Source organism: Pseudomonas putida, assembly GCF_016406145.1.
Classification (GTDB): Bacteria; Pseudomonadota; Gammaproteobacteria; order Pseudomonadales; family Pseudomonadaceae; genus Aquipseudomonas; species Aquipseudomonas putida_E.
Genome location: NZ_CP066306.1, coordinates 5712507 through 5738271 on the forward strand (window position 1 = coordinate 5712507; position 25765 = coordinate 5738271).

At 57.0% G+C, this 25765-nt stretch carries 27 protein-coding genes and 1 pseudogene; 9 read left to right on the plus strand and 19 right to left on the minus strand.

The genetic code is table 11. From position 1 onward, the window contains the following. Positions 1-54: 54 nt before the first annotated feature. From JET17_RS26320 to JET17_RS26330, 3 genes are all read right to left on the minus strand, one after another. Positions 55-963 carry an isocitrate lyase/PEP mutase family protein gene (locus JET17_RS26320; protein WP_012316904.1) on the minus strand — a complete coding sequence of 303 codons (909 nt, stop codon included), beginning with the start codon at positions 961-963 and terminating at the stop codon, positions 55-57. A gap of 117 nt (positions 964-1080) precedes the next feature. Then, complete coding sequence (gene dctA / locus JET17_RS26325) at positions 1081-2388, minus strand: C4-dicarboxylate transporter DctA (protein ID WP_012316905.1); 1308 nt, start codon at positions 2386-2388, stop codon at positions 1081-1083. 102 nt (positions 2389-2490) lie between these two features. Then, on the minus strand, positions 2491-3660 hold the full coding sequence (locus tag JET17_RS26330) for a mandelate racemase/muconate lactonizing enzyme family protein (RefSeq protein WP_012316906.1): 1170 nt from the start codon (positions 3658-3660) through the stop codon (positions 2491-2493). Positions 3661-3759: 99 nt separating this feature from the next. Between JET17_RS26330 and JET17_RS26335 the strand changes: the two genes are divergently transcribed. Further along, positions 3760-4653: a LysR family transcriptional regulator gene (locus JET17_RS26335; RefSeq protein WP_012316907.1), complete on the plus strand. Its 894-nt coding sequence runs from the start codon at positions 3760-3762 to the stop codon at positions 4651-4653. A gap of 669 nt (positions 4654-5322) precedes the next feature. Here the strand turns inward: JET17_RS26335 and JET17_RS26340 are convergent. The 3 genes and pseudogenes from JET17_RS26340 to JET17_RS26350 form a co-directional block, all read right to left on the minus strand. Further along, positions 5323-5775: pseudogene (locus JET17_RS26340) on the minus strand (chromate resistance protein ChrB domain-containing protein). Positions 5776-5844: 69 nt separating this feature from the next. Next, entirely contained in the window at positions 5845-7215 is a 1371-nt protein-coding gene (gene chrA, locus JET17_RS26345) for a chromate efflux transporter (protein ID WP_012316909.1), read from the minus strand. Continuing rightward, on the minus strand, positions 7208-8149 hold the full coding sequence (locus JET17_RS26350) for a chromate resistance protein ChrB domain-containing protein (protein ID WP_012316910.1): 942 nt from the start codon (positions 8147-8149) through the stop codon (positions 7208-7210). Before JET17_RS26350 ends, chrA begins: the two co-directional genes overlap by 8 nt. Positions 8150-8339: 190 nt before the next feature. Here JET17_RS26350 and JET17_RS26355 point away from each other — a divergent pair, with 190 nt between their 5' ends. Next, the gene (locus JET17_RS26355) at positions 8340-9644 is read left to right on the plus strand and encodes an MFS transporter (RefSeq protein ID WP_012316911.1); all 1305 of its coding nucleotides are present in this window, start codon (positions 8340-8342) and stop codon (positions 9642-9644) included. Between the two features lie 40 nt (positions 9645-9684). Here JET17_RS26355 and JET17_RS26360 read toward each other — a convergent pair whose 3' ends face one another. From JET17_RS26360 to JET17_RS26380, 6 genes are all read right to left on the minus strand, one after another. Then, entirely contained in the window at positions 9685-9858 is a 174-nt protein-coding gene (locus tag JET17_RS26360; protein ID WP_012316912.1) for a DUF1289 domain-containing protein, read from the minus strand. Between the two features lie 69 nt (positions 9859-9927). Beyond that, positions 9928-10869, minus strand: coding sequence for a CDF family Co(II)/Ni(II) efflux transporter DmeF (gene dmeF, locus JET17_RS26365; RefSeq protein ID WP_012316913.1), 942 nt, complete (start codon positions 10867-10869; stop codon positions 9928-9930). Continuing rightward, positions 10866-11141: a metal/formaldehyde-sensitive transcriptional repressor gene (locus tag JET17_RS26370; RefSeq protein WP_012316914.1), complete on the minus strand. Its 276-nt coding sequence runs from the start codon at positions 11139-11141 to the stop codon at positions 10866-10868. The genes dmeF and JET17_RS26370 overlap by 4 nt, the downstream gene beginning before the upstream one ends. Before the next feature lie 170 nt (positions 11142-11311). Beyond that, positions 11312-11434 carry a hypothetical protein gene (locus JET17_RS27550; protein WP_016489889.1) on the minus strand — a complete coding sequence of 41 codons (123 nt, stop codon included), beginning with the start codon at positions 11432-11434 and terminating at the stop codon, positions 11312-11314. Positions 11435-11508: 74 nt separating this feature from the next. Beyond that, positions 11509-12165, minus strand: coding sequence for a hypothetical protein (locus tag JET17_RS26375; protein ID WP_012316915.1), 657 nt, complete (start codon positions 12163-12165; stop codon positions 11509-11511). Between the two features lie 11 nt (positions 12166-12176). After that, positions 12177-12914 (minus strand): HupE/UreJ family protein, encoded by a 738-nt coding sequence (locus tag JET17_RS26380; protein ID WP_012316916.1) that lies wholly within the window; start codon positions 12912-12914, stop codon positions 12177-12179. Positions 12915-13426: 512 nt separating this feature from the next. On the opposite strand from JET17_RS26380, the gene JET17_RS26385 reads away from it, so the two are divergent. From JET17_RS26385 to JET17_RS26395, 3 genes are read left to right on the plus strand one after another with little or no spacing between them, the layout of a single operon-like run. Continuing rightward, complete coding sequence (locus tag JET17_RS26385; protein ID WP_012316917.1) at positions 13427-13735, plus strand: metal-sensing transcriptional repressor; 309 nt, start codon at positions 13427-13429, stop codon at positions 13733-13735. 4 nt (positions 13736-13739) lie between these two features. Beyond that, the gene (locus JET17_RS26390) at positions 13740-14180 is read left to right on the plus strand and encodes a YqaA family protein (protein ID WP_012316918.1); all 441 of its coding nucleotides are present in this window, start codon (positions 13740-13742) and stop codon (positions 14178-14180) included. After that, the gene (locus JET17_RS26395) at positions 14177-14908 is read left to right on the plus strand and encodes a TraX family protein (protein ID WP_012316919.1); all 732 of its coding nucleotides are present in this window, start codon (positions 14177-14179) and stop codon (positions 14906-14908) included. The genes JET17_RS26390 and JET17_RS26395 overlap by 4 nt, the downstream gene beginning before the upstream one ends. A 72-nt stretch (positions 14909-14980) precedes the next feature. On the opposite strand, the gene JET17_RS26400 is transcribed toward JET17_RS26395, so the two are convergent. Continuing rightward, positions 14981-15112, minus strand: coding sequence for a YHYH domain-containing protein (locus JET17_RS26400; RefSeq protein ID WP_016489890.1), 132 nt, complete (start codon positions 15110-15112; stop codon positions 14981-14983). A 283-nt stretch (positions 15113-15395) separates the two neighbouring features. Then, a complete protein-coding gene (locus JET17_RS26405) occupies positions 15396-16079 on the minus strand; it encodes a hypothetical protein (protein ID WP_177336881.1) in 684 nt (227 codons plus the stop codon). Positions 16080-17574: 1495 nt separating this feature from the next. Here JET17_RS26405 and JET17_RS26415 point away from each other — a divergent pair. The 3 genes from JET17_RS26415 to JET17_RS26425 all read left to right on the plus strand — a co-directional run bounded on the left by JET17_RS26415 (position 17575) and on the right by JET17_RS26425 (position 20551). Continuing rightward, complete coding sequence (locus JET17_RS26415; protein WP_009684101.1) at positions 17575-19062, plus strand: SulP family inorganic anion transporter; 1488 nt, start codon at positions 17575-17577, stop codon at positions 19060-19062. 11 nt (positions 19063-19073) lie between these two features. Continuing rightward, positions 19074-19925, plus strand: coding sequence for a universal stress protein (locus tag JET17_RS26420; RefSeq protein WP_012316922.1), 852 nt, complete (start codon positions 19074-19076; stop codon positions 19923-19925). 92 nt (positions 19926-20017) lie between these two features. Continuing rightward, positions 20018-20551 carry an NUDIX hydrolase gene (locus JET17_RS26425; protein ID WP_009684099.1) on the plus strand — a complete coding sequence of 178 codons (534 nt, stop codon included), beginning with the start codon at positions 20018-20020 and terminating at the stop codon, positions 20549-20551. Positions 20552-20584: 33 nt separating this feature from the next. On the opposite strand, the gene tnpC is transcribed toward JET17_RS26425, so the two are convergent. The 5 genes from tnpC to JET17_RS26450 all read right to left on the minus strand — a co-directional run bounded on the left by tnpC (position 20585) and on the right by JET17_RS26450 (position 25315). After that, on the minus strand, positions 20585-22120 hold the full coding sequence (gene tnpC / locus JET17_RS26430) for an IS66 family transposase (RefSeq protein ID WP_009684098.1): 1536 nt from the start codon (positions 22118-22120) through the stop codon (positions 20585-20587). Between the two features lie 61 nt (positions 22121-22181). Continuing rightward, on the minus strand, positions 22182-22517 hold the full coding sequence (gene tnpB, locus JET17_RS27450; RefSeq protein WP_009684097.1) for an IS66 family insertion sequence element accessory protein TnpB: 336 nt from the start codon (positions 22515-22517) through the stop codon (positions 22182-22184). After that, on the minus strand, positions 22514-22846 hold the full coding sequence (gene tnpA, locus JET17_RS27930) for an IS66-like element accessory protein TnpA (RefSeq protein WP_009684096.1): 333 nt from the start codon (positions 22844-22846) through the stop codon (positions 22514-22516). The genes tnpB and tnpA overlap by 4 nt, the downstream gene beginning before the upstream one ends. A 385-nt stretch (positions 22847-23231) precedes the next feature. Continuing rightward, on the minus strand, positions 23232-24638 hold the full coding sequence (locus JET17_RS26445) for a heavy metal sensor histidine kinase (RefSeq protein WP_012316924.1): 1407 nt from the start codon (positions 24636-24638) through the stop codon (positions 23232-23234). Beyond that, positions 24638-25315: a heavy metal response regulator transcription factor gene (locus tag JET17_RS26450; RefSeq protein ID WP_012316925.1), complete on the minus strand. Its 678-nt coding sequence runs from the start codon at positions 25313-25315 to the stop codon at positions 24638-24640. The genes JET17_RS26445 and JET17_RS26450 overlap by 1 nt, the downstream gene beginning before the upstream one ends. A 165-nt stretch (positions 25316-25480) precedes the next feature. On the opposite strand from JET17_RS26450, the gene JET17_RS26455 reads away from it, so the two are divergent. Beyond that, complete coding sequence (locus JET17_RS26455) at positions 25481-25687, plus strand: co-regulatory protein PtrA N-terminal domain-containing protein (RefSeq protein WP_012316926.1); 207 nt, start codon at positions 25481-25483, stop codon at positions 25685-25687. Positions 25688-25765: the final 78 nt, after the last annotated feature.

The following is a 25765-nucleotide window of genomic DNA, read 5'->3' on the forward strand; positions in this document are numbered from 1 at the left end:
GTGAGGAAGGGCGGGGGCCGTCAGGCCTCCGCTTTCACCAAAAACTGCTCGATTTCAGTTGCAGAGCTGCGGGCCGCGTGGGGTGACTCCGCATGGCGAGTCGTGCCCCACCTTCAGATACGTCTTTGTCCACTCTCGATAACTTTCGACGCGCGTGTACTTCGAAATCAGCTCAGGAAGGGAAAGTTCAGGCCCCTGTGAACCGCTTTGCTCACGCAGCGCTTGGTAGATCGACTTGATCGCTGAAAAATAAGGGGCATGCCCATTGACCACGATGCGCACATTGGCCGCGCTAAGTTTTTCAACATCGCAGAGGGCTGGATTACCGTAGTTGATAAGCATGATCGGCGTGGTGAGGTGTTCCGTGAGTGCCGCTAGGTGATGGAAGTCTTTGACCCCGACCAAACAGATAGCATCTGCACCCGCTTTCTCATAGGCCGCAGTACGAGCGATAGAATCTTCTAAAGTGGTTGCGGCCACGTTCGTTCTGGCGATGATGCTGAGGCTGTCATCCGAGCGGGAAAATCGAGCTGCGTAGATCTTGGCTGCTGCCTCTTCCTCTCCGATCAGCACCGGCGACTGCTCTTCGTACCTGGCCGGCAGATGAGTGTCTTCCAAGGTTAACGCGGCAACCCCGGCTTTCTGCAACTCACTGACTGTGCGCATGACATTCAGCGCATTCCCAAACCCATGGTCGGCGTCTGCGATGACAGGGATTTGGCTCGCGCGCCCAACTCTGGTGACCTGCTCGACGTATTCATCAAGCGTCAGGAGTGCAATGTCCGGTGCCCCAAGCACTTGAAGCGAGGCGACAGAGCCTCCCTGTATACCCACCTCGAAACCGAGGTCGGATGCCATACGCACCGAGATGGGATCGAATACAGAAGCAGCAAATTTACAGACATGTCCTTGAAGCAGATCACCAAACGCCTTGCGCAATTCATGATGCGATCGCTCGATCATATTCGGCTCCATTAAGTTCATTCCGCTGGTGCAGAGCACGCCTTGCGAGACTATAGAATCAAGATCACGACCGATCACCGCCGACCTCCAAGCGCGATGACCGGAAGTGAGGGCGAGTCACTTATGCGCCAGCAAGGCCTTCCTTGCCGCCTTTTCCTGTTTCATGGCTGCGATTTCTCGTTCACAAGCTTCGACATCAAACGAGTTGTCCCACTTGGCGATCGCGATAGTGCCGATGCCATTACCGATCAGGTTGGTCACCGCCCGCGCTTCATTGAGGAACCGATCGATGCCCAGCAGCAGCACAAGGCCAACCAGCGGAATGGAATGGATAGTTGTGAGCGTTGCAGCCAGCGTTACAAACCCCGCACCCGCAACGCCAGCCGAGCCTTTGGAGGTCAGCAGGAATACGGCCAGCAGAATCATTTGATCCATGAATGTCAGCGGCGTATTGGTCGCTTGAGCGATGAAGATGGCAGCCATTGTGAGGTAGATGCAGGTGCCGTCCGCGTTAAAGGTGTAGCCCGTAGGCAGCACCATGCCGACCACCGATTTCTTGCAGCCGAGCTTCTCTAGTTTCACCATCATTCTCGGTAGCACGGCTTCGGTTGAACACGTGCCGAGGGTGATGAGAATTTCATCTTTGAAGTAACGAAGGAACTGCATCAGCGGCATTCCGGACCATCTGGCGACGGCACCGAGCACGACCACAATGAATATCAGAGTGGTGATATACAGTGCGACCAGCAATTGGCCGAGTGACAGCAACGTGCCGATACCGTATTTGCCAATGGTGAATGCCATGCCGGCACCCGCGCCGATCGGAGCGAGGCGCATGACCATTGCGACGATTTTGAACAGGCCTTGAAGGAACAAGTCGATGGTATTGATCAGCGGCTTGCTGGTTTCACCCATCTGCACCAGAGCGACGCCCATCAAGACAGAAAGCAGGATCACCTGCAGCATTACGCCGTTGGAGAAAGCGCCGACGAAGGTATGTGGGATGATATTGAGGAAGAATTCGATCGTGCCGCCTTGTTCACTCGCGGCTTGGCTGTATTTGCTGATGGCACTGCCATCGAGGGCGTTGGCATTGATGTTCATGCCTTCGCCGGGTTTAACGATGTTGACCACAATGAGGCCGACGACCAAGGCAATGGTCGACAGTATCTCGAAGTAGATAAGCGCCTTAACGCCAATTCGACCAACCTCTTTGATACTGCCCATCTTGGCGATACCAACAACAACCGTACCGAAGATGATCGGTGCCAAGAGCATCTTGATCAGTTTGATGAAGCCATCGGCGAAGGGTTGGAGCTTGGCACCGATATCGGGTAAGAAGTAACCGATTGCCGCGCCGATCACGATGCCGATCAGCACTTGCACATACAGCTGGCCGTACCAGCGGGATTTGGAAATTTCCACGAAAGCACCTCATTTTATTTTTGTGATGGGCATGTGGCTTGGCGGTGCTGCGCGCCGCCAGGTACTGCGGCCTCTTCTACAGAGACCGCACACCAAGGATGATCAGCCCTCGCCCAGCTCACGCATGACTGCGTACAAGGCGGATTTGGCTTCAAAGCCGACACCCGGGATGTCGGGCAGGCCGACGTAGCCGTTTTCAACTTTGATGCCGTCCGCGAAGCCGCCGAACGGCTGGAACACATCCGGATACGACTCGTTACCACCAAGGTGCAGGCCTGCGGCAATGTTGAGCGACATCTGGTGGCCACCGTGGGGTACAACGCGGCGGGAAGACCAGCCCATTTCTTCCATCACCTTGAGGGTACGCATGTATTCGACAAGGCCGTAAGACAGCGCGCAGTCGAACTGCAGATAGTCACGATCTGGTCGCATGCCGCCGTGGCGCAGCAGGTTGCGGGCGTCCTGATGAGAGAACAGGTTTTCGCCAGTGGCCATAGGCAGTTCATAGTGATTTGCCAGCTCAGCCTGCAGCGCGTAGTCGAGCGGATCACCGATCTCTTCGTACCAGAACAGGTTGTACTGCTTGATGGCTTCGGCGTAGGCGATGCCGGTCTGCAGATCGAAGCGCCCATTGGCATCGACGGCCAGGCGGCGGCCGTCGCCAACCACTTCAAGCACGGCTTCGATACGGCGGATGTCCTCGTCCAGCGGGACCGCGCCGATTTTCATTTTCACGACGTCGTAGCCGCGGTCGAGATAGCTCTGCATCTCGGCTTTGAGCTTGGTTTGATCTTTGCCAGGGTAGTAATAGCCGCCGGCTGCGTACACCCAGACTTTATCGTCGGCGACGCCGTTGCGGTAACGATCAGCGAGCAAGCGGTACAGCGGTTTTCCTTCGATTTTTGCTACGGCATCCCAAACCGCCATGTCGATGGTACCCACGGCGACAGAGCGCTCACCGTGACCTCCTGGTTTCTCGTTGGTCATCAGGGTTTTCCAGATGGCAAACGGGTCCAGGTTGTTGTTTTCGTGGTCGATGAGAGTCTCTGGGTCTGCTTCAGTGATACGTGCCAGGAAGCGATCACGCATCAAAGCGCCTTGGCCATAGCGACCGTTGGAGTTGAAGCCATAGCCGATGACCGGCTTACCGTCGCGAATCACATCTGTGACAACAGCGACGACCGAGCAGGTCATCTTGGAAAAATCGATATAGGCATTGGCGATTGGCGAGGCAATGGAAACGGTTTTTTCACGGATGTCGACGATACGCATGACGGGTTCCTCTTGTTGTATGTGGCCCCACGTTATGCTTTGAGGTAGCGCTCGCCCAATGCTATTAATGCCGGACCCTATGCACAGGAGGCATGGCCCTTGGAACTTGTTTGGCTAGAAGATCTTTCAGCGCTGGCGGAGTACGGAAGCTTTGTGCGGGCGGCCGAAGCGCGACACGTAACCCAGCCGGCCTTCAGCCGCAGGGTCCGCTCTCTTGAGAACTGGATGGGAGTTGAGCTGTTCGTGCGCTCACCACATGGAGCCACGCTCACCGAGGCTGGCAGGCATATCTTGCCCAGTGCCCAGGAGGCGGCCCGATCCTTGTACCGGATACGCAGCGAAGCTCAAGAGGTCGCAGGGGTAGCCGCCAGGTCACTACAATTCGCAGCGACACACTCCCTCTCGTTTACATTCTTCCCGAAGTGGCTCCGGAGTTCCGAAAGCGGTGCGCCAATCGAGGCAGTTCAACTGCACTCAGATAGCATGGCCGTTTGTGAGCAAATGCTGATTCATGGCCAGGTTCAGTTTTTGCTATGCCACCGCCACCCCGACGTTCCGCCACTATTGGCACCCGAACAGTTCACCAGCAAGAAGGTAGGCGAAGACACTCTCGTTCCGCTTGCCAGTGCTCGCGCTGACTTCGGTACTTCTCCTGCAGCATTGCCTTACCTCGCCTACACCCATGAATCCGGACTGGGCCGTATCGTCGCGCACAGACTGCGCGGCAAAGAAGATTACCTTCACCTCAAGCCCCTGTTCACCAGTCACCTTGCAGCGGTGTTGATGTCCATGGCCTTGGAAAGCAAGGGCGTGGCGTGGCTACCCAAGAGCCTTACGGAGCAGGAGATACTGGACGGGCGTTTGATCCGGGCGCTCGATGAAAGCTGGGACATTCCCCTGGAAATTCATCTGACCCGGCCAAAAGCAACTCTCAGTCAGTCTGCAGAAACGTTCTGGGCCAGGGCGGGATTTGATCAGTCGCCTGCAATGTAAGGCGACGCGGGATGGCGCTTGTCACATTGACGAAGGTGTTTCATCAGCCTGAATTGGGAGGGGTATGAGAAAACGCCAGTACGAGGTAGGGGAGATGCAGGGAGGCTTGAAAACCGCCGGTAAAGGGAAAGCGAACGCTCCCCTCTACCGGCGACAGTTTCAATTGTTCGACGACCGTTTTAATTCAACGAAACCAATTTGTTACGGATTAATAAACTTTGTCACAAAAGCTCTTGGATTCCGCGGCCGAGCGGGGGCGCTGATCCTGGAGAAGAGAGAATAAAGGTTGTCACAAAGCATAATCTTTCAAAAATTCTTGGGCTTTTCCGTTTAATAAAGGTCGTCACAACAGTAAAGGTTGTCACAGCAAAGGTTCAGCCAAAGAAAAATCACAAGGATATATCGTGCAAAAACCCCGGAAAAATTATGATGGTATCTTTGTACACAGAGGTAATCGGTACGAGCTTCTCCTGTTCACAGGTACTAAGTCTGTCTCATGCCCCCTCTTCACTCTGCCAGCACACAGTCCTAGATCGGGCCTTACAGTCCGGTTGGAAGCGATTCTCGGCTGCGCGGCGAAACAAGCAAAGGGCCAGTACAGCGAGCTCATGACGCAGCCCCACCGATACGTCATCAGAAGAAATTTCCATTGCCCGGCAAGCTGAGTTCTTACATCTGCGGTGGCCTGGTGTGCGTTTCACCGTGGCAGTCACGGCACCATGCAAAGAGGGCGTCTTACAGAATCCGGCCATGTTTGAGCATTTCGTGGTCATCCGTGTAGCAGCGAAACAGCCCCAAAGAAATGGCGTAAAGCCCCGCCGACTGGGGCGTGAGATCCAGCCTGGACGTGTCCGCGCCACGGACGATTTCGGCGAGCTTGGCCAGAGTGGGATCATCGAGCTGGTACTTCTTGAGGAAGGCGTCGAAGCTGCTTAACGGCCCGACATGGCTCAGGTCTACCCCTAGAATGTCATAGAGCGTGGCACCTTCATCACTTGCCACGCGCAAGACCTCGCTGCTGGGGACGTAGCGGAAAACCGGGACTGTATCGATGAAGCGCTGGATGAGCCAAGGACAGGCGATCCGATCGATCTTTGGACGTTCACGCGTTACCCATTTCATTGGACACCCCACCGCCGGCAGGCGATGGGTCATGAAACACCGGCCGATGATGTCGGCCGGCAGTTGGTTTCAACCACGCAACATGTGGACTGCCAGGCCTGCCAGGGCGCAAGCGAATAGAACCTGAATGACACCCCGCTTAAAGCGGAATAGGGCAATTGCTGCAGCAACCGCTATCATCGCTGAAGGCCAGTCAAACGCCCCACTGAAGCCTTTTGGCCAAAGTACGTGGTAGCCGAAGAACATGGCGAGGTTCAGGATCACCCCCACCACAGCCGCGGTGATGCCTGTCAGCGGTGCAGTGAATTTCATCTCGTTGTGAGTCGACTCCACCACTGGGCCACCGGCAAGGATGAAGATGAAGGAAGGCAGGAAGGTGAACCAGGTCACGAGGCTCGCCGCGACTGCACCGGCAAGGAACGGGTGCTCCGCACCGAACATCGGATGCACGTACCCACCGATGAATCCGACGAAGGCAACCACCATGATCAGTGGCCCTGGCGTGGTTTCCCCCAAAGCGAGGCCATCGATCATTTGGGTTGGCGTCAGCCACCCGTAATGACCGACAGCGCCCTGGTAGACATAAGGCAGCACCGCGTACGCCCCGCCAAACGTCATCAGTGCAGCCTTGGTGAAGAACCAGCCCATCTGCGTCAGGCTGCCGTCCCAGCCAAACGACAGCGTTAGCAACCCCATGGGCAGCACCCACAGCGCTCCACCGACCAGCAGCAGGTGTACCAGATGTCCCCAGCTGAAACGGGCATGCTCAGGGGTTGGGGTGTCGTCATCGATCAGCGCCGGACCGAAGCTGTTCTTCGCGGCCCCATGACCGCCGCCGATCACGAACTTGCCGGGTGCGAAGCGGCCCCCCACATAGCCGATGATGGCGGCCACCAGCACGATCAGCGGGAACGGCACGTTGAGGGCGAAGATAGCGACGAACGAGGCGCCGGCCATAGCCCACAGCCAGCCGTTCTTGAGGGCTCGTGAACCAATCCGGTGTGCAGCGTGGACGACAATGGCGGTGACCGCCGGCTTGATGCCATAGAAAATGCCCGCGACTACCGGCACCTCGCCAAAGGCGACATAGACCCAGGACAAACCGATCAGGATGAACAGTGAAGGCAGCACGAACAATGCGCCGGCAATTACCCCACCCCAGCTGCGGTGCATGAGCCAACCGATATACGTTGCGAGCTGCTGAGCCTCGGGGCCGGGCAGCAACATGCAGTAGTTCAGCGCGTGTAGAAACCGTTTCTCGCTGATCCACCCCCTACGCTCGACCAACTCCTGATGCATGACTGAGATCTGTCCGGCAGGCCCGCCAAAGCTGATGAAGCCTAACTTGAGCCAGAACAGGAAGGCTTCATACAGACCGATCGGCTGCTGAGACGCTTGCGATGGCGGCTGTTCACTTACTGCGGAGGTGGTATCAACCATTTTGGGCTTCCTCGCTTGCGAAAGCCGTCAGCAGGCCATCGAAGATGCCTCCTGCGACCATTGTCAGTTGATCGTCATCGCCAATGCTCTCTCTCAATCCGGCGAGGACACGCTCGATACCGGGTGCTTCGGAAGGTTGTACGCCTCCCACATCCAGGTAGTGGATGACACCCGCCAGGCGTGCCAGGCCTGGCTGCTGAAAGGCGAAGCTCTCGATGAGGGTTTCGAAGGAAACCCGCTGGCCAACGTGGCTGAATCGGGCCCCATCAAAATCAAAGCCGAGCGCATCGCTTGGGCAGTCGCTGGGACTGTCCAACCAAATGAATTGGGCATCGGCATCAACGAAGCGACGGATCAGCCAGGCACAGGCCAACCGGTCTACCCAAGGACGTTTTCGCGTTGCCCATCGGCGACCTTGGTATTCGCTGCGCTCCAGCTGGTTGATCGCCTCATCGTGCGCACTCGGCTCATCAGAAGACAGAGCGCGGCTAATCGCGGTCTCAAGCTCCTGCAGGGCCGCGTCGGCTTGGGTCTTGAGTACACCTGGGAAGAAATCGATCGCTGCCAACTGGCCGAAGGCCTTCCTGAGCTTGCGCACCTGTCGGGCTGTCAGCAACGCATTATCCGGGGATAGGTCAGCTCGGCAGCCTGCAATTTCTTCCATCAGCTTGGCGTATTCATCGCTTCTGTCGAATAGCCCGCTGAAGCGCTCCTCGCGTTCTGGCAACGACAGCAGAAATGCCGTGCCGTTGATGGCTAGCACATCTCGCTCCACGGCTTCGAACGTTTCGCGGCCCGCGCTTTGTTCCGGCAGCAAGTACACACCATCGCGTAGCACGGCGGCGCCAGAGGCCTTCAGCGTTCTCCAGGCGCGCATTCGTTCGGTGGCGTTTGCTGTCGGCAGTCCCAAAATCAATAGCGACCAGCTAATCATGTAGAAAACTCAACATAAAATGTATCTTTTCCTACATTAAGCCAGTTTCGTCCAAATGCAACGGGTATTCATCGAGCGTGTCGAGCCGTATGGAATCGCGTTGACCATATCCCCCTGGGGGGGATACGCTGTTGTCGATCTGATGAAGTTCAGGCGATAGAGATCGCCTCCAGCCGTGCACGGAGGTGCCATGCTATCTGTCCTGAAAAACCGCACTTACAGGCACCTGTTCATTGCTCAGGTGATTGCCTTGATCGGCACCGGCCTGGCGACCGTAGCGCTTGGGCTTCTGGCCTATAATCTAGCCGGCGCGCAGGCCGGCGCCGTCTTGGGCACTGCGCTCGCGATCAAGATGGTGGCCTACATTGGCGTGGCGCCGATTGCCGGTGCGTTTGCCGAACACCTACCCAGAAAAGCCATGCTGGTCTCCCTCGACCTGGTCAGGGCAGCCGTGGCGCTGTTACTCCCGTTTGTCACCGAGATCTGGCAGATCTACGTGCTGATTTTCGTGCTGCAGTCTGCATCTGCCGCGTTTACGCCAACGTTCCAGGCCACCATTCCTGACATCCTCCCTGACGAGCGTGAGTACACCCGGGCGCTATCACTTTCGCGCCTGGCTTATGACCTGGAGAGTGTTATTAGCCCGATGCTCGCGGCAGCCCTGTTGACCGTGGTCAGCTTCCACAGCCTGTTCGGTGGCACCGTCGTGGGTTTCCTCGTGTCAGCTGCGATGGTGGTTTCAGCGGTATTGCCGGTAGCCGTTCGCGGGCCCAAGCGGAGCATCTACGAGCGGACGACCAAAGGCCTACGGATCTTCCTGCGTACCCCGCGCCTGCGCGGCCTCCTGGCCTTGAACCTCGCAATTGCTGCAGCCAGCGCGATGGTTATCGTGAATACGGTCGTGTTGGTTCAGGCGAAGCTTGGGCTGGATCAGAGCGCGATGGCCATGGCGTTGATGGCTTTCGGTGGCGGTTCGATGGTGGTGGCCATGCTGCTTCCGCGACTTCTTGAGCGTCTGGACGATCGTAAGGCCATGCTTGCCGGCGGAGCGATCCTGGTGGCTGGTTTGCTGATCGGGGCTTTCGTCTCCAGTTATTCGGCCTTGGTTGTTCTGTGGGTGGTGCTGGGCGCTGGATATTCCCTGGCACAAACGCCGTCGGGGCGGATCTTGCGTCGATCTTCTTCGGCTCAGGATCGACCAGCGCTGTTCGCGGCGCAGTTCGCCTTGTCTCATGCTTGTTGGCTGATTACCTACCCGCTGGCCGGGTGGCTGGGAGCCAGCGTCAGCCTCACTGCTGCGTTCGTTGGCCTAGGTCTACTCGCTGGGTTTGCGTGGACACTGAGCAAATGGATCTGGCATCCCGACCATGAGCACGAGGTTGTGTCGCATCAGCACGACGATCTTTCGGAAGATCATCCTCATGTCGCTGATGGAAAATCTCATGCGCACTCGTTTGTCATTGATGAGCTCCACCGGAAATGGCCACGGCGATAGCGCCCTCCATCCAGGGCGGTGGAGAGTCGCTGGGTCGGTGCTATTTCTTGAGCGCCTTCAGCCGCGCACTGGCTTTCTGTACGGCGGCCATCTTCTCCGGACGTTTCATGCGCTTCCACTTGCGGATTTCATCTTTCGACCGTCCGCAGCTTACACAGAGATCGCCCTTCAACTGACAGAGTGAAATACAAGGGTTCTCGATCTGCGAAGCCATGGATGAGTTACCTGTGGGCAGGATTGTGGCGCGTGAGTGCAGGCCGCCTCAGCGGCCCGCATCCACAGATTAGGCTTGGTGAATTTCGACGGTCAGGTGCCGAATTTCATGAACCGGCAACAGCCGCTCACGAATACTTTCAACACTGGTTGCGGCTTTGCCAACAACGCTGACGATAGCGGCGTGGGCGTCGGGGCCTACGCGCCAAACGTGAAGATCGCAGATGCGGACGTCACCCGGTTGCTCAATGAACTCGCGGATTTCCTGCGCTACGTGATCATCAGTTTTGTCCAGAAGGACGCCGGCAGTCACTTTCATCAGGTTCCAGGACCAGCGCCCGATAACAACGGCGCCGACGATGCCCATCACAGGGTCGAGCCAGACCCATCCAAGGTATTTGCCCGCCAGCAGTGCGACGATCGCAAGGACCGAGGTCAGTGCATCGGCCAGGACATGCACATAGGCCGATTGCAGATTGTTGTCGCCGTGCCCGTGGCCATGATCGTGGTGATGGTGGTGGTCATGCCCGTGATCATGGTTGTGCCCGTGGCCCAGCAGCAACGCACTCACGATGTTCACCAGCAAGCCAACTATCGCGATACCAATCGCGATGCTGAATTGCACTTCATTCGGTTGGAACAAACGGACGATCGACTCAGCACCCACTGCCAGGGCAACGAGTCCCAGGATCAGCGCCGAAGCAAACCCACCCAGATCGCCGACCTTGCCCGTACCAAAACTGAACCCAGAGTTGGTGGCGTGTCGCTTGGCATACGCGTATGCAGCGGCCGCGATGCCGAGCGCACCAGCGTGTGTGGCCATGTGGAAGCCGTCGGCGAGTAGGGCCATCGATCCGGTGATGTAGCCTGCGGCAATCTCACCCACCATCATTACAACGGTCAGCAACACGACCCAGAGCGTGCGCTTCGCATTCTCTTCATGGGAGGCACCGAGAAAAACATGGTCATGGGTGGTTGCCGTCGTGCTCATAGCTTGGATGTCCGAAGTCATTTTGAGTACCGCTGAATGGCTTCCAGGAGTTCTTCTACGCCCTTGCTGCGCTCTTCGTCAGTAAGTGACGGGTGAGCTACGTGCGCCCTGGCGTGATCCTTGATGATTTCGTCCAGCAACCCATTCATCGCTCCACGGGCCGATGCCACCAGTAGCAGGGTCTTGGCGCAGTCCTCTTCTTCCTGAAGGGCTTTTTCAATTGCCTGCACCTGCCCAGCAATGCGTTTGACGCGCTTGAGCAGCGCCTCTTTGTTCGATGCGAGATGGCCCATACCATACTCCCCCTATGTATATTGGCGCGGAGATTGTCATACCCCACCCCCCTATACAAGAGACCAGTAATCAGCAGGCGATTTTTGAGACGAGCGGGATGACTGGCGAACGTATCAACCGTCATCCTGAGGAGCGGTAGATAGAGCCTTCCTTGGCTCTAACCGGGGTATCAGTCGTGAGCGTGGCCATGGCCCGCGCTATCGTTCGACACCTCTGGCTCGGCATCGCCGCATGCGACGAGCAGGCCGAGGAGACCGATTACAGCGAGCGAACGTAGCAGTTTGATGGTCATGTCGTAGGTTCCACAGTGGTGAGATCAAAAAATTGATAGGTCGAGGCTCACTTCTAGTGAGCCTCGACCACGCGTCATTTCTTCAGGTTGAGATAGTCGCCAGTCGTGTTCAGCACAATGGTGACGTTACCCGTGGTACGGTTGCGCCAGAACCAGCCATGGGTGCCGTCGAAGAGCGCAGTCAGCTCACCCTTGTCGCTTTGCACCTGACGACCCTTGCTGTAGCTGTGGAAGTCGCCCTGGGCCGCGTCATAGGTTTCACCGTGGGTGTCGTGGTTGACCGGTCCCGAAGCATTCCACTCATATGCAACGACAGTTCCCTTACGCATTTCGAGCTTGATCTCGCGCCCTTCGCCTGGCTTGAGGGTCAAACTGACCTCGTCGGTTTTTGCCGCTGGCTGCACTGCTTGCTGGGCAGGCTGCACCGCTGCAACTTGTGGAGCCGGAGCGGGAGCAGCCTCGGGAACCGGTGCCGGTATTGCCGGCGCAGGTACAGCGGCTTTCGTAGCGGCCTCATCGGCCAAGGCTTCTTGGGCGAGGGAGATCTTGATCTCGCCCATCTGGGTAAGACCCATGGCTCGGCCCAGACCTGTTGGGTCGACGGCATACTCCGAAGGCATGACCACGGTGACCAGAAGGCCCATCGCGGCAGCGAAGGCGATGGCGGTGGATCGAATGAGCTGACGGCTGCTCGGCAGTTCGTTTGCCGAAGGAAGTGGGGAGTTGAACATGTTCAGAATCCTCAAGCGGTAACAATCAGGCCAGTCAGCTGATAACCCATCAGCAGGAAACCGGCGCTCATCATGGCAACGTTGGCGGTGTAGGCGTGACGCCAGAAACCACCGGTTCTTCTCCAGAAGCCCATCACGATCAGGATGGCGCTCAGCGCGAGCAACTGACCGATCTCAACCCCGACATTGAAAGCAATGAGGTTGGGGATCAGGCCGTCGGCCGAGATTTCGTACTCCTGGATCTTTGTTGCCAGGCCAAAGCCATGCAGCAGGCCGAAGACGAGCGTCGCGGCTTTGGTGTTCGGCTGGTAACCGAACCAGCGCTTGAAGGCCCCCAGGTTGTCCATCGCCTTGTAGACCACCGAGAAACCGATGATCGCGTCGATGATGTAGGAGCTGATGCTGATCTCAGTAAGCACGCCGAACAGCAGCGTGACCGAATGTCCAACGGCGAATAGCGTGACGTAGAGGCCCACGTCCTTGAGGCGGTAGAGGAAGAAGATGACGCCGAACAGGAACAGCAGGTGGTCATAGCCCGTCATCATGTGCTTGGCGCCCATGTAGATGAACGGGATCAGCATGACCCCCGAGCTTTCCTGGATGAATCCCTTGTCGCCTTCCGCTACGGCGTGTGCCAATGCCTCCGGCATGCCGATAAGCAATGACGCGACGAACAGGAACAAGAGGCAGATGGGATGGCGTGCACGCACAGCGAGCAAGCTCCCACCCGTTATCGAGTGTAAACGCATGGATCAATCCTTTTTGCAGTGATCGAGAGCCGCAAAGCGGCCAGGGTCAGGAAGCAAAAGCAGGACGAGGTGGGCGTTCGATTCGGAAGATAGGCGGGTGTGGTACCGAGTTGCCTGACCAGGCCAATGGCATGGACGGGCCGAAGATAGGTGTCAGTTGCGCAGCAGAAGAGAGCTGAGGGGTCTCGTGCTGGTGGTCGGGCGTGAGCGGGGCATGATAGTGGTCAGTGCAATGCGCGCAGCTCCATGAGGCCTCGCCATGGTCATGCCCATGCTTCATGTTCCCTGCTTCTTGGGCAGCGACTTGAGTCGGTACTGCCAACGAATAGGCGTGCCCCGTCCAGGCCAGCATAACGGCCATAGCCAAAGCCACGAGGATGGCTGATGACAGGAAACGACGGGACATTCAGATGCCTATGACGCTGATTCAACAGCAACGTTGCACGTTTGACCTAACCCCCTGGGGGGGATAGCATCGCCAGCGTAATGTATCGCCGACAGAGACTCAAGATATGTCCGATGATCACCAGCACGATGATGAACAGGGCCATGCCCATACTCACCAGAGCCATGAGGCGATCATCAAGCGCCTGAAGCGTGCAGACGGCCATCTGCGCAGCATCATTGCCATGATCGAGGATGGGCGCGAGTGTGTAGACATTGCCCAGCAACTGCATGCGGTTGAAAAGGCCGTCTGCCAGGCCAAGCGCACGCTCATCCAGGACCATATCGACCACTGTCTTGAGGACTCGGTTGCAGCCTTGAGCAAGGGCGATCGATCGGCCCTGGACGAATTCAAGCAAATTACCAAGTACCTGTAGGGCCGTGTTCGAGCTCACCAGCTACCTCGGCCTGTTTCTGGCAGCTTTTGCGGCCGCCACGCTGCTACCCATGCAGTCAGAAGCCGCGCTGGCCGCGATGCTAGTGTCTGAGCTGTACCTGCCCGTGGCGCTTGTCGCGGTGGCTACCGCCGGCAATGTGCTGGGTTCCGTGGTTAACTGGTTTTTGGGTCGAGGCGTCGAGCACTTCAAGCACAAGCGCTGGTTCCCGATTAGGGAGTCCAAGCTGGAGAAGGCACAAGTCTTCTACCAGCGCTATGGATACTGGTCACTGCTATTGAGCTGGGTACCCATTATCGGCGATCCAATTACGTTGGTAGCCGGGGTCATGCGCGAGCCACTTTGGCGGTTCACACTGTTGGTGACCTTGGCCAAGGGTGGGCGGTACTTGCTACTGACTCTTTTGGTACTCGGGAGCATGCCGTGACGTCAGATCCCATCCGTCACAGAGAGCGGCACACGGGCCAGGACCTGATCAAGTGGATCGCCTTGATTACGATGGTGCTCGATCACATGCGGTTGGCCTGGCCGGCTACCAGTAACCTGTTTGTCTTAGGCCGACTGTCCTTTCCTTTGTTCTGTTTGGCGGTGGCCATCAACGTTTCGCGGAACCAGCCTGGTGAGTTGTTTATCCGGAGTAATGGCCGGTATCTCGCCCTTTTGGTGTTGTTTGCGGCGCTATCAGAAGTGCCATACCGGATGGTCAGCACCTCAGGCACATTCAACGTCCTGGTCACGTTGGCGTTGGGTCTGCTGGTCGCTTGGGGAGTGCAGCACCGGACGCTCGAAAGCCTGGTACTGGCCGGCGGGGCGATTCTGGCTGCCTATTTGCTGAGCGAGCCGTTGATGTTCGGCTTTTATGGAGTGTTCGTGCCGGCAGCTCTGGTGCTCGCGATCAAGCGCCCCGAACTTTTCGCGTTACTGCCCGTCGCACTCTGTGCTGCTGCCAACTCTCGAACTGGCCTGTTCGAGCAAGCAGCGCAACTAGAACCATTCGCCATCCTCGCACTGTCGACCGCCGCTCTTGCACCTCTGCTCGGTTTGGCGCTGTTCTGGGCCCCATTGCCGTTCAAGGTCGTGCCTGTCAAACAGTGGAGCTATTGGTTCTACCCCGGCCACCTGGTGGCGCTACTGGGTATTCGCAACTTGCTTTAGCTGCTGGCTTTGCTTCTATGGCTGGCATCCTCAGGGTCAAGAACACCAGCGCTGAAGGACCTGCGGACCGCCTTAGTGACAGTGGCGCTCGCCCGTTTTGTGGTTGGTGTGGCAACCCTTGGAGTCGGTACCGCCGCTATGTGCGAAGGCAGTGACCGAGGAGAACGACAGGACTGCTGCGATCACGAGGTAAACGATTTTCATCAGGCTACTCCATGCTTGGTTTTTGTACGTGGCTTCGGCCACCGGCGAAGATTATGGCTAATTGCCTTCATACGGCAAGCGGCTGCGTCCCCGACGAGGTGTGGTCCAATGAAAGGGGTAATTACGGGCGTCGGGCTGGAGCCCGTGGAATTAAACGCTGCGAGAGTTTTAATTCTCTAAATCCAATCGTCCCGAGTCCCGTATACACCTACAGGCCTCCTAATGAGGCCCAAAGAGTGGTGAACTGGCGCTTGCGCTACAGCGCAGAACCCGATACGGGGAGCTAGTTGAAAAGCTCCAAGAAACGGCTGAAATTGACGGCAGCTATGGCAAGGCCACTCAGTACGATAACTGTCGTGTAGATCGGATGGTCTTTGACGATTTCAATCAACACAACAGGGTGCACCCCGTTCCGCTCGTACCATTTGGATTTCGTCTTCAAGGACTTGTCATGTGTCCGTTCGAAGAAGTTCGCAAACATATCGAGCTTCCTCAAGGTCGATTGATGCATTTTTATGTACTCAGCGTTCACAAAGGCGGCAGCCTCATCAGCGCCCGGCAGCGCGTCTTGGTCGCTGGCATTGTTGAGTTCAGCTAATGCCATGATCCTGCCTTTCCTTCCCTTGCTATCGGCATGCGGGGCATAATTTCTTCCATACAACGCAACCAGCTCACGCGCAAGGTCAACCTTCTTGTCATCCGGCAGCTCTACGGGTTTGCCGCCGAGTACCCGGAAGCGATGCTCAAGCGCAAAGAACCCGAAATTTTCGTCTCGCATATTCCAGTGCAGGAAACGGCAATCCTTGTGCTTATCAAGCCATTGGAAAAAGCCTTTGAGCATCGACTTTTCGAATTTATTGAGCTCTGCTTGCATGCTGGAGAGCTGTTTGCTGAGCTCTGCTTCTTTATGGATGGACCATGATTTGGTCTGGCCGGTTTTTAGGTTTCGTGTGGCGATGGAGGTCACACGTTTCGACTCCCCCGTATCGTTCTGATAAAACGATTCGCAGGAGTAGTGGATTACGTAAACTCGGTTCGCGTCGAGGTAGAGGTCTTCGATTAACGCTCTGCTCCTTTTGCGATCCTTTACCCGATCTAGCTCTGCTCCCACCACCTTCCCCTCAACCCAGTGCAATGTAGGCGAAGCTGGTGATTCTGCCCTCAAATGTGAGTACCCGCTAGATTTACCCCTAGCTTTGCCTTTGACTCTCCCTGAGGGTATACCGCCTGGGGATAACCAGCTTGCTTTGTCTTGGCGGATTGCCCTGCCGATTGACGTGGCCCACATAAGCCGCTTCAAATGCCGTCAGAACGCAGGACCATTCGCTCCCGTCGAGCTGGCTGGTGGGCGTGAGCCAAGAGGCGTATCCTACAAGCGCTTGCTCCGAGACTTGTTGGCCTACAGCCTCCCCTTGGAGACATCTGATAGCCCGCCGCCGAGGCGGGCTTCTTTGCTACCAGATCTGTACAGCAGCGCCTTTGGTTGGCTAGCTGCCCAAGCTAGGCTCTGCCAGAACGCATGCCCATAAGCGGTCTACCTGTCTCCCTAGGCACGCCGGTTATCGACGTACCCAAATCTTTTATCAGGCGCATGGAAAGCAGGCGGAGGTTTGGCGAAATTCGCTTACGCAGTCATTGCTTCGCAGGAATCTGCGCAGGTCATACAGGCCTGTGCGCATTGCTGACAGTGGTCAGCATCTCGGTGCGAAGGCCTGCCCGATCATTTAAGGCTGGAAAATCACTGCTTCTGAATGCTCACGATTTCGCGACGCTTCCCCCCATACGGAACCCAAATTTCACCTTGTCTCCTACGTTCAAGCCCTTCAGCTGTGCAGGCTCAGCTTGGATCCGTCCCTGAAAACGTTATGGAGTCATGAAAATGATTCCTCGACAGATCAGCGCCCAGCCGCGTGCCATCGCCCCGCTGCTACGCAGAACGATGGTGTGAAATTAAGAGGGAGTCAGACGCGGGGAGGACGCCATGGATCGGGGGGGAGAACCTGTCGCTATGCCTACAGCATAGGTATCGGCAGGTCGTGGGTAACCGTCTGGCCAACTCACCCCTCAGCACACAGACCAGCTCGGACAAGAACGGGTGGAAAACAAAGCCTTGCCCGCAGGTATACCCATTGAATAAGCCTGTATCTGACGTAGGTCATGCAGAGCCTGCCAGCGGGTCGCAATCGACGATGGCTTCATTGTATACTTCGGCTCCGCATACCCCTTGAGCTACAGGAACATCAGCATGACTGTACTCCAAACGATCTACTGGCAGCCTACGCCGCCTTAGCGCTACGCCCCCTCGCAACAACCTGCTTCCGCTAGCCTCGCTCGCGGGTGCTCACTGCTGTACGCCTGGTTTTACACCTTAAGCACACAGCAAAAAATCCTCAAAATTTGAATTTGTATCGATTCGCTCGCCACTCCCTTGGCGTGCGCGATGCTTTGCCTTGGATATTTATATGCTGCAAAAACTTAGACAAACGTGGTTTTCCAACGTCCGTGCCGACGTGCTCGCGGGGCTGGTGGTCGCACTCGCGCTGATCCCGGAAGCCATCGCCTTTTCCATCATCGCCGGGGTAGATCCCAAAGTCGGTCTCTACGCCTCCTTCTGTATCTGTGCTGTCATCGCCTTTGTCGGCGGGCGCCCCGGAATGATCTCGGCGGCGACAGGCGCCATGGCACTGCTGATGGTTACGCTAGTAAAAGAGCATGGACTCCAGTACCTGCTGGCCGCGACGCTACTATGTGGCGTACTTCAAATCCTTGCCGGCTACCTGAAGCTCGGCTCGTTGATGCGCTTTGTTTCACGCTCGGTAGTCACCGGCTTCGTAAACGCATTAGCGATTCTGATTTTTATGGCGCAATTGCCTGAGCTGACCAATGTCACCTGGCATGTCTATGCCATGACCGCTGCGGGCCTGGGAATCATCTACCTGTTCCCGTATGTACCGAAAATCGGCAAGGTGATTCCCTCTCCATTGGTGTGCATTCTGACGCTGACTGCCATCGCCATTTACCTCGGTTTGGATATCCGCACCGTCGGTGACATGGGCCAACTGCCTGATACGCTCCCGATCTTCCTCTGGCCTGAAGTTCCGCTGAATTTTGAAACCCTGCGCATCATTTTCCCGTACTCGGCTGCGTTGGCAGTAGTGGGTCTACTCGAATCAATGATGACCGCGACCATCGTCGACGACCTTACCGACACCACCAGCAACAAAAACCGCGAGTGCAAAGGCCAGGGTGTGGCCAACATCGCTGCCGGCATGCTTGGCGGCATGGCAGGTTGCGCCATGATCGGCCAGTCGATCATCAACGTGAAATCTGGTGGCCGCACCCGTCTCTCGACATTGTGTGCCGGCGTTTTCCTGCTGCTGATGGTGGTATTTCTTGGCGAGTGGCTCTCCAAAATCCCTATGGCGGCACTCGTGGCTGTGATGATCATGGTGTCCATCGGCACCTTTAGCTGGGATTCCTTGCGTAATCTGAAAGAGCATCCGCTGTCGACCAACCTCGTCATGGTGGCGACCGTCGTGGTCGTCGTGGCCACTCACAATCTGGCTTACGGCGTACTGGTAGGTGTGCTGCTGGCCTCCCTGTTCTTCGCAAACAAGGTCGGGCACTACCTGGATATCAAGAGCACTCTTGAAGAGACGAAATCGCATCGGACTTACCGCGTCGTGGGCCAGGTGTTCTTTAGCTCTGCGGACAAGTTCACTGAGGTTTTTGACTTCAAGGAGGCGCTCAACAAGGTCACCATCGATCTCACACAGGCGCATTTCTGGGATATCACCGCCGTCGCAGCGCTGGATAAGGTCGTGATCAAGTTCCGACGCGAAGGCGCTGAGGTTGAAGTGCTCGGTCTCAATGAAGCCAGCGCGACAATCGTTGACCGCTTCGGCGTGCATGACAAACCCGGTGCCATCGACAAGCTCATGAGCCACTAAGGAGAACGACAATGACCCGCGTAATGGCATGCATTGATAACTCACAATCCTCATTGGCGGTCTGCGATTACGCAGCATGGGCCTCGCAACGACTCAGCGCTCCCCTGACCTTGCTTCATGTGCTGGATAAGGAGAAATATCCTGCATCCGCTGACCTCAGCGGCAATATCGGTCTCGGTAGCAGAGAACATCTGCTGGAAGAGTTGGCCATGCTGGATGCGCAGCGGGCAAAACTGGCGTTGGAGCATGGGCAGCACATGCTTGAAAAAGCTCGCGAGCGAACAGTTCACTCTGGCGCCATGTCACCTGATATGAAGCAGCGCCATGGCCATCTCGTCGAGAGCCTGAGCGATCTCCAAGACGATATTCGGTTACTGGTGATTGGAAGAGTCGGTGAGGACAGCACGCGCAGTGCCCAAAGTCTTGGCAGCCAGATTGAAGCGATAGTCCGAACTATCCACCGCCCCACCCTGATTACAACCAGCCATTTCAGGAAACCTGAAACGGTCATGGTGGCATTTGACGGCAGCGCAACAGGCCACAAGACCTTACAGATGCTTGCTTCAAGCCCGCTGTGCGAAGGCCTGCCAATTCATATCGTCATGGTTGGAACGGATTCTGAAGACAACCAGAACGCGCTGGAGAAGGCACGAACCACGCTTGCGTCTTCCGGCTCGCTGGTGCATTCCGAGATCCGCCCAGGCGAAGTAGAGTCCACACTGCATGCGTATCAGGCAGAGCACGGCATTGACCTCTTGGTCATGGGGGCGTACGGGCACTCACGCATCAGGCAGTTTCTGATAGGCAGCACGACCACGACGATGCTGCGTACATCCACTGTACCCTTATTGCTGCTTCGCTGAGCCAGTTCCACTGGCCACAGTATTTCCAGAACTGAGGAAATACCGTGGCCACCCTGGACGATGACTAACTGATCTTGCCGCTACGAGACCACATGCAACTCATAACTGAAATTGTTCACCCCGAGCTGAAATCCAAGCAGGGCAGAGTATTCCGTCGACATGCAGCTCGCGGCATCGTGATGCGGGGTGAACAGATCCTGTTGCTGTTCACCGAGCGCTATAACGATTTCAGCTTTCCTGGAGGCGGCCTTGATGGTGACGAGGACATTGTCGCAGGCCTGAAGCGTGAGCTTGAGGAAGAGACTGGTGCTCGTGAAATACAGGTGCTCCAGCACTACGGTTACATCGAGGAGTACCGGCCCTACCAAAAGCCACAGTACGATCTGATGCACATGACCTCGCATTTTTATCAATGCGAAGTAGCGCCCCAGCTAGAGCCGGTGAGAATGGAAAGCCACGAAATCGCTAATGGTATGCGGCCTGTCTGGATCAACCTGCATGAAGCCATCGCACACAATGAAGCCGTCATGCAGCGTCACGAGTCTTCGATGGGGCAGTCAATTCTGCGCGAAACCTACATGCTGAGAAAAGTCGCTTCCGAATTGTTGATGCCAATCAGCCTTTGAGCTGACTATTTGGCGAAGTCCACTTAGCCTGCCTCAGGCAAGCATCCAATGCTGCGGGAGTAATTGCGTGATTTCGCTCGCCCGCTGTGTCGGAAGCCGCATCAGTACATCCTTGAGATAGGCATACGGATCGTGCCCATTCATACGCGCCGACTGGATCAGGCTCATGATTGCCGCCGCCCTTTTTCCACTGCGCAGCGACCCGGCAAATAACCAGTTCGAGCGCCCAAGCGCCCACGGCCGGATCAAATTCTCGATCTGGTTATTGTCGATGGGCACAGCACCATCTTCCAGGTAGCGCGTCAGCGCTACCCAGCGTTTAAGGCTGTAATCCAGGGCCTTGGCCGTGGCCGAACCCTCGGGCACAAGTTCGCGTTGGGCCAACATCCACTCATGCAGTTTTTCAGCGATGGGCACCGCTGTTTCCTGACGTAATCGCCAGCGGGCTTCGTCGCTCATTTCCTTGGCGTGTCGCTCGACTTCATACAACCCGCCAATCGAGTGAAGCGCCTGCTCCGCCAACTGGCTTTTATTGGCTGCATGCAGGTCGAAGAATTTGCGGCGTGCATGGGCCATGCAGCCGATTTCGGTGATGCCCAGCTCGAAGCTGGCCTTGTAGCCGGCGAAGTCATCGCAGACCAGCTTACCGTTCCACGTGCCCAGGAAGTTACGCGCATGTTCGCCGGCACGGCTGGGGCTGAAGTCGTAGACCACGGCCTTTAGGGCCGAGAAAGGCGTGGTGCTATAGGCCCACACGTAAGCGCGGTGGGTTTTCTTTTCGCCTGGTGCGAGCATCTGAACCGGGGTCTCATCGGCGTGGATCACGCCCTGGGCCAACACATGCTCACGCAGCGCATCGACCAGAGGCTGGAGCTGCACACCGGTCTGTCCGATCCATTGCGCCAGTGTCGAACGGGCGATGGGCAGTCCGGCCCGACCAAAAATCTTCTCCTGCCGGTACAGCGGTAAATGGTCGGCGAACTTCGCCACCATCACGTGGGCCAAAAGGCCTGCGGTCGGGATGCCCTTGTCGATCACTTGGGCCGGTACAGGCGCCTGGATCAGTGTTTCACACTGACGGCACGTCCATTTTCCACGCACATGCCGCTCAACTGTGAACACGCCCGGAGTGTAATCGAGCTTCTCGCTGACGTCTTCGCCGATTCGCTGAAGCTGGCAGCCGCACACGCACTGAGTATTCTCTGGTTCGTGACGGATCACGGTTCGCGGAAACTGCGGCGGCAGTGGTGCACGCTTGGGCTTATGACGTGGCTCGGCCGGTGCGGCCGGCGGATTGGCTGCCTTCAGCTCGGCTTCGATAGCTGCGATATCGGTATCGAGCAGATCATCAAGCAGACTGCCTTGGTCGGGGCTCAGTTGCTCGCTGCGCTTGGCGAACTTGTGTCGCTTGAGGATGGCGATTTCATGAGCCAGTTGCTCGTTGACCGTTTCGAGGCGTTGGATTTTCTGGCTCATGGAGTCGACCTGGGACAGCAACTGCATAGCCTGTTCGGCCAAGCCGCGCAGCTGTTCCGGTGTCATCTGGTCGAGATTGGGCGAGGAAGTCATGCCGCTGATTGTGTCAGAGCAGGTCGTCAACAGCGATAAACCGATGGGCTAATGGCAGGGGCTAAAGCACTGTGATCGCGCTGCCTGCGCCGACCCGCTGCCACGGCAAACCCAGTACCAAGGCTTGAAGTTGCTCGTTATCGAGTTCGACTTCCGATCCGTGACGGATGCCGGGCCAATGAAACTTGCCTTGGTTCAATCGTCGCGCTGCCAGCCAAATGCCCACACCGTCATGCACCAAGACTTTCATTCGGTTGGCACGGCGATTAGCGAAGAGGTATGCGCAGTGCGGCTTCGCCACACCGAACACCGCGATCACCCTGGCCAGCGCGGTCTCGGTACCGGCGCGCATGTCCATAGGCTCGGTGGCAAGCCAGATGGCATCGATCCGAATCATTCCAACAGGTCTCGCAGAAAGGTGGCACAGGCGACAGCGCTTTCGGTCGGCCAGTTCACTTTGACGGTGCCACGCGGGTGCTGGATTTCAATGCAGATACTTGATGAAGCTGCCTGCGAATGTCCTCCGGCTAGCGGCAAGGGCACTGGAATGAAAGCAGGTTGCAGCGCCATAGTTTTGTTCGTGAGTACCCTAATCCATTTATGTACGAGGTTCGCGTTAAGGCTGTGCTTCTGCGCGACGCTGGCAATCGATGCGCCGGGCTGGGCGCACTCTTGGACAACTTGGGCCTTGAAGGATTTTGAATAGGAACGGCGTTGTGACTGCATGGAAAGACCCGCTTAAAAGGCTAGAAATGGTGTCCACTTAAATTAGGTGGACACCATCGCCTTTGGCGTCGGGGTCAGGAAGGTGAGTTGGCCGGACGGTTACGGTCGTGGCTTGGCATAGTCAGTCCAGGCGTTAGGAAGCTGGGCTGCACTGTGCTGGCAGTCCTGCACTCCTGGCCTACCTTGCAGGATTGGTATGGTCACCAGTCTTTCCCAGGTCTTGGTCCTGGCAGCAGGCATGGTCCATGCCCGCCATCATTTCCATGCCCATGGTCTGCATTGGGCAAGGTTCAGTCGCCGAATCGATGCCCGCCATCCCGTTAAGCGGAAGCGCCACGATAAGAATCAGGATGGGCGAGTATAGGTTACCGGGATGAACTCACCATTAAGGGGTTGGGGCTGCACCAACCAACCGCATGGAGGCTGGGAGACTGATGAAGAAGGTTGTGACACCCTCCGCTGAAGTACACCAAATTCGTCCGCTGTGAGCCTCGATGATGGAGCGTGTTATCGACAGGCCTAGGCCTGCATTGCTTGGCCCGCCTTCGCGTCTGGCTGGATCGGCCCGATAGAACCGGTGGAAGATCTTGCCAATGTGCTGAGGATCGATGGTTACTCCGCTGTTACGTACGGATAGCGTCACGGTTTCACGTGTTTGCTCGATCTGCACTGATATCTCGTTGCCTTCCGGGGTGTAGCGCAACGCGTTCGATAAAATGTTGGAAAGCGCTCGGTCAATCATCAGGCGATCGCCACGAACCTTGCCACGACCTTGGAGGGTCAGCTGAATGCCCCGGTCCTCAGCCAGGAACTGGTAGTACTCGAACAGCTTGTATACGAGTTCGGAGAGGTCCACATCGATCTGCTCGGGCACGATCAGACCGTTGTCCGCCTTGGCGAGGAAAAGCATGTCGTCAATCATGCGCGACATGCGCTTGAGGTCTTCCAGGTTCGAATAGAGGTTTTCCTCATATGCATCCAGGTCACGCTTCTTGGTGAGCACCACTTCAGTATGGGTCAGTAGGTTGCTGACCGGCGTTCTCAACTCGTGAGCGATATCGGCAGAAAAGTTGGACAACCGAACGAATGCATCCTCCAATCGTCCCAGCATCCCGTTGAAAGACAGGATGAGCTCCTGAAGCTCAATCGGTACGGGCTTCAGGGGAATGCGCTCGCGGAGCGATCTTGCTGACATCGCGGTCGCCACTTTGGTGATTTGCCCGACAGGCCGAAGCCCGCTTTTGGCCACGACCCAGCCCAAGCCTGCACTCACCACTGCACTGATCACCAAGCCGATCCCGAACCACCACTGCAAGGTGTGGAAGAAATGGGCATGAGTGGTGACATCGAGCATCAGCACCGCCGTCACAGGTTCCGGCTCGCCCGCGATGGCCAACTGGGCGGTGATACCGCGGAAGTTCTGCGATTCATCCTGCCACTCCCAGACCGCACCCTGGCGCGCCTGCTCGAACCGCTGAGGAATTTGGGAGGCTTTGGAGTCTGAAAAAAGGGTCGTTCCGTCAGCCTTGGTGATTTTCGCCGAAAGATCCTGATGTGCGCCGAGCAATGCCCGCAGCTGCTGCTCCTGATCGCCGAGCTCGCCTCGCGCTGCTGAAATGGACAGAATATGACGCGTTGACTCCAGCTTTTCGGAGAGCGCCTGCTCATCCAGCATCCGGAAATGGTGCTGGCTGAGCCCGTAGAAAGCCACGCCGGCAACGACCAAGACAGCAGTCACCGCGAACATGAACATCAGGGTCAGTCGCTTGACGAGCGATGATTGCGGGCGCATCACTCTGCCACATCCATCATGTAGCCCATGCCTCGGGCGGTATGGATGAGCTTTGGCGCGAAGTCGTCATCAATCTTGGCCCGCAGTCGGCGAATCGCGACCTCGATCACGTTGGTGTCACTGTCGAAGTTCATGTCCCAGACCTGAGAAGCGATCAGCGACTTGGGGAGCACCTCCCCGCGTCGGCGCATGAGCAGCTCCAAAAGGGCAAACTCCTTGGCAGTAAGGTCGATCCGCTTGCCGTTTCGCGTAGCCCGGCGCTTGAGCAGGTCAACCTCAAGGTCCGCCATCTTCATGGTGGTTTGAGCAGAACCACCGTTGCCTCTGCGCAGCAGTGTGCGGACCCGAGCCAACAGCTCAGAGAACGCAAAGGGCTTCACAAGGTAGTCATCAGCACCCAGCTCCAAGCCTTTAACGCGATCATCTACGCCATCACGGGCCGTGAGAAAGAGGACCGGCACGTCTTTCCCCGCTGCCCGGATCTTGCGCAGGACCTCCCAGCCATCGAGCCCCGGCATCATTACGTCCAAGATCAGCAAGTCATACGCTTCGCTCTGCGCCTGTTGCAGGGCGTCAGTGCCTGTCATCACCCGGTCTACAGTGAAGCCAGCCTCTGTTAGGCCTTGCTGGAGGTAGACACCGGTTTTCGGCTCATCTTCGGCTACGAGTAATTTCATCTGCTCTCATCCACGCGGAGTGCATCTCCAGTTTGCAGGAAAAAAGACGCCCAACCAGAAGCTGACGGAAAAGTAATGTCGCGATCAGTTTTCTGACAGCACCGCGAGGCTAATTTGACCCTGTACCTGACGCCATGAGGCGCAGAACCCACTGAGGATCTCCAGATGAACATGGTCAAAGCAATTGTGGTGGTCGTTACCTTCGGCATGGCAGGCATCGCCCTGGCAGAGGGCGGCGCGGACCGGACCTTTGCGCGGATGGAAGCGGCTCGCCAAAACTCCATGCAGGCCTATCAGGTTGCGCAGCAGGAGAAAGAGCAGCCGCCGGTCGCCGCACAGTCCAGCAAGCATGTCGGCCACGAGAGCTGCTGATCCGAGCTTACAGAAATGTAATCACTCCGGAATCTGAACTATGGCAGTTTCAGACTACGGCCTCTCATCAGCCTCGCG

Excerpts from the sequence above, each read along its gene's own strand:
- JET17_RS26425 (WP_009684099.1), top strand. The coding sequence starts at position 20,018 with ATGCAACTCATAACTGAAATTGTTCACCCCGAGCTGAAATCCAAGCAG.
- JET17_RS26370 (WP_012316914.1), bottom strand. The coding sequence starts at position 11,141 with ATGGGCCATCTCGCATCGAACAAAGAGGCGCTGCTCAAGCGCGTCAAA.
- JET17_RS26320 (WP_012316904.1), bottom strand. The coding sequence starts at position 963 with ATGATCGAGCGATCGCATCATGAATTGCGCAAGGCGTTTGGTGATCTG.
- JET17_RS26380 (WP_012316916.1), bottom strand. The coding sequence starts at position 12,914 with ATGCGTTTACACTCGATAACGGGTGGGAGCTTGCTCGCTGTGCGTGCA.
- JET17_RS26355 (WP_012316911.1), top strand. The coding sequence starts at position 8,340 with ATGCTATCTGTCCTGAAAAACCGCACTTACAGGCACCTGTTCATTGCT.
- JET17_RS26420 (WP_012316922.1), top strand. The coding sequence starts at position 19,074 with ATGACCCGCGTAATGGCATGCATTGATAACTCACAATCCTCATTGGCG.
- JET17_RS26455 (WP_012316926.1), top strand. The coding sequence starts at position 25,481 with ATGAACATGGTCAAAGCAATTGTGGTGGTCGTTACCTTCGGCATGGCA.
- tnpC (WP_009684098.1), bottom strand. The coding sequence starts at position 22,120 with ATGACTTCCTCGCCCAATCTCGACCAGATGACACCGGAACAGCTGCGC.
- JET17_RS26385 (WP_012316917.1), top strand. The coding sequence starts at position 13,427 with ATGTCCGATGATCACCAGCACGATGATGAACAGGGCCATGCCCATACT.
- JET17_RS26360 (WP_012316912.1), bottom strand. The coding sequence starts at position 9,858 with ATGGCTTCGCAGATCGAGAACCCTTGTATTTCACTCTGTCAGTTGAAG.
- JET17_RS26375 (WP_012316915.1), bottom strand. The coding sequence starts at position 12,165 with ATGTTCAACTCCCCACTTCCTTCGGCAAACGAACTGCCGAGCAGCCGT.
- tnpB (WP_009684097.1), bottom strand. The coding sequence starts at position 22,517 with ATGATTCGGATCGATGCCATCTGGCTTGCCACCGAGCCTATGGACATG.
- JET17_RS26450 (WP_012316925.1), bottom strand. The coding sequence starts at position 25,315 with ATGAAATTACTCGTAGCCGAAGATGAGCCGAAAACCGGTGTCTACCTC.
- JET17_RS26445 (WP_012316924.1), bottom strand. The coding sequence starts at position 24,638 with ATGCGCCCGCAATCATCGCTCGTCAAGCGACTGACCCTGATGTTCATG.
- JET17_RS27550 (WP_016489889.1), bottom strand. The coding sequence starts at position 11,434 with ATGACCATCAAACTGCTACGTTCGCTCGCTGTAATCGGTCTCCTCGGC.
- JET17_RS26350 (WP_012316910.1), bottom strand. The coding sequence starts at position 8,149 with ATGATTAGCTGGTCGCTATTGATTTTGGGACTGCCGACAGCAAACGCC.
- JET17_RS26330 (WP_012316906.1), bottom strand. The coding sequence starts at position 3,660 with ATGCGTATCGTCGACATCCGTGAAAAAACCGTTTCCATTGCCTCGCCA.
- dmeF (WP_012316913.1), bottom strand. The coding sequence starts at position 10,869 with ATGACTTCGGACATCCAAGCTATGAGCACGACGGCAACCACCCATGAC.
- JET17_RS26400 (WP_016489890.1), bottom strand. The coding sequence starts at position 15,112 with ATGAAAATCGTTTACCTCGTGATCGCAGCAGTCCTGTCGTTCTCCTCG.
- JET17_RS26415 (WP_009684101.1), top strand. The coding sequence starts at position 17,575 with ATGCTGCAAAAACTTAGACAAACGTGGTTTTCCAACGTCCGTGCCGAC.
- tnpA (WP_009684096.1), bottom strand. The coding sequence starts at position 22,846 with ATGCAGTCACAACGCCGTTCCTATTCAAAATCCTTCAAGGCCCAAGTT.
- chrA (WP_012316909.1), bottom strand. The coding sequence starts at position 7,215 with ATGGTTGATACCACCTCCGCAGTAAGTGAACAGCCGCCATCGCAAGCG.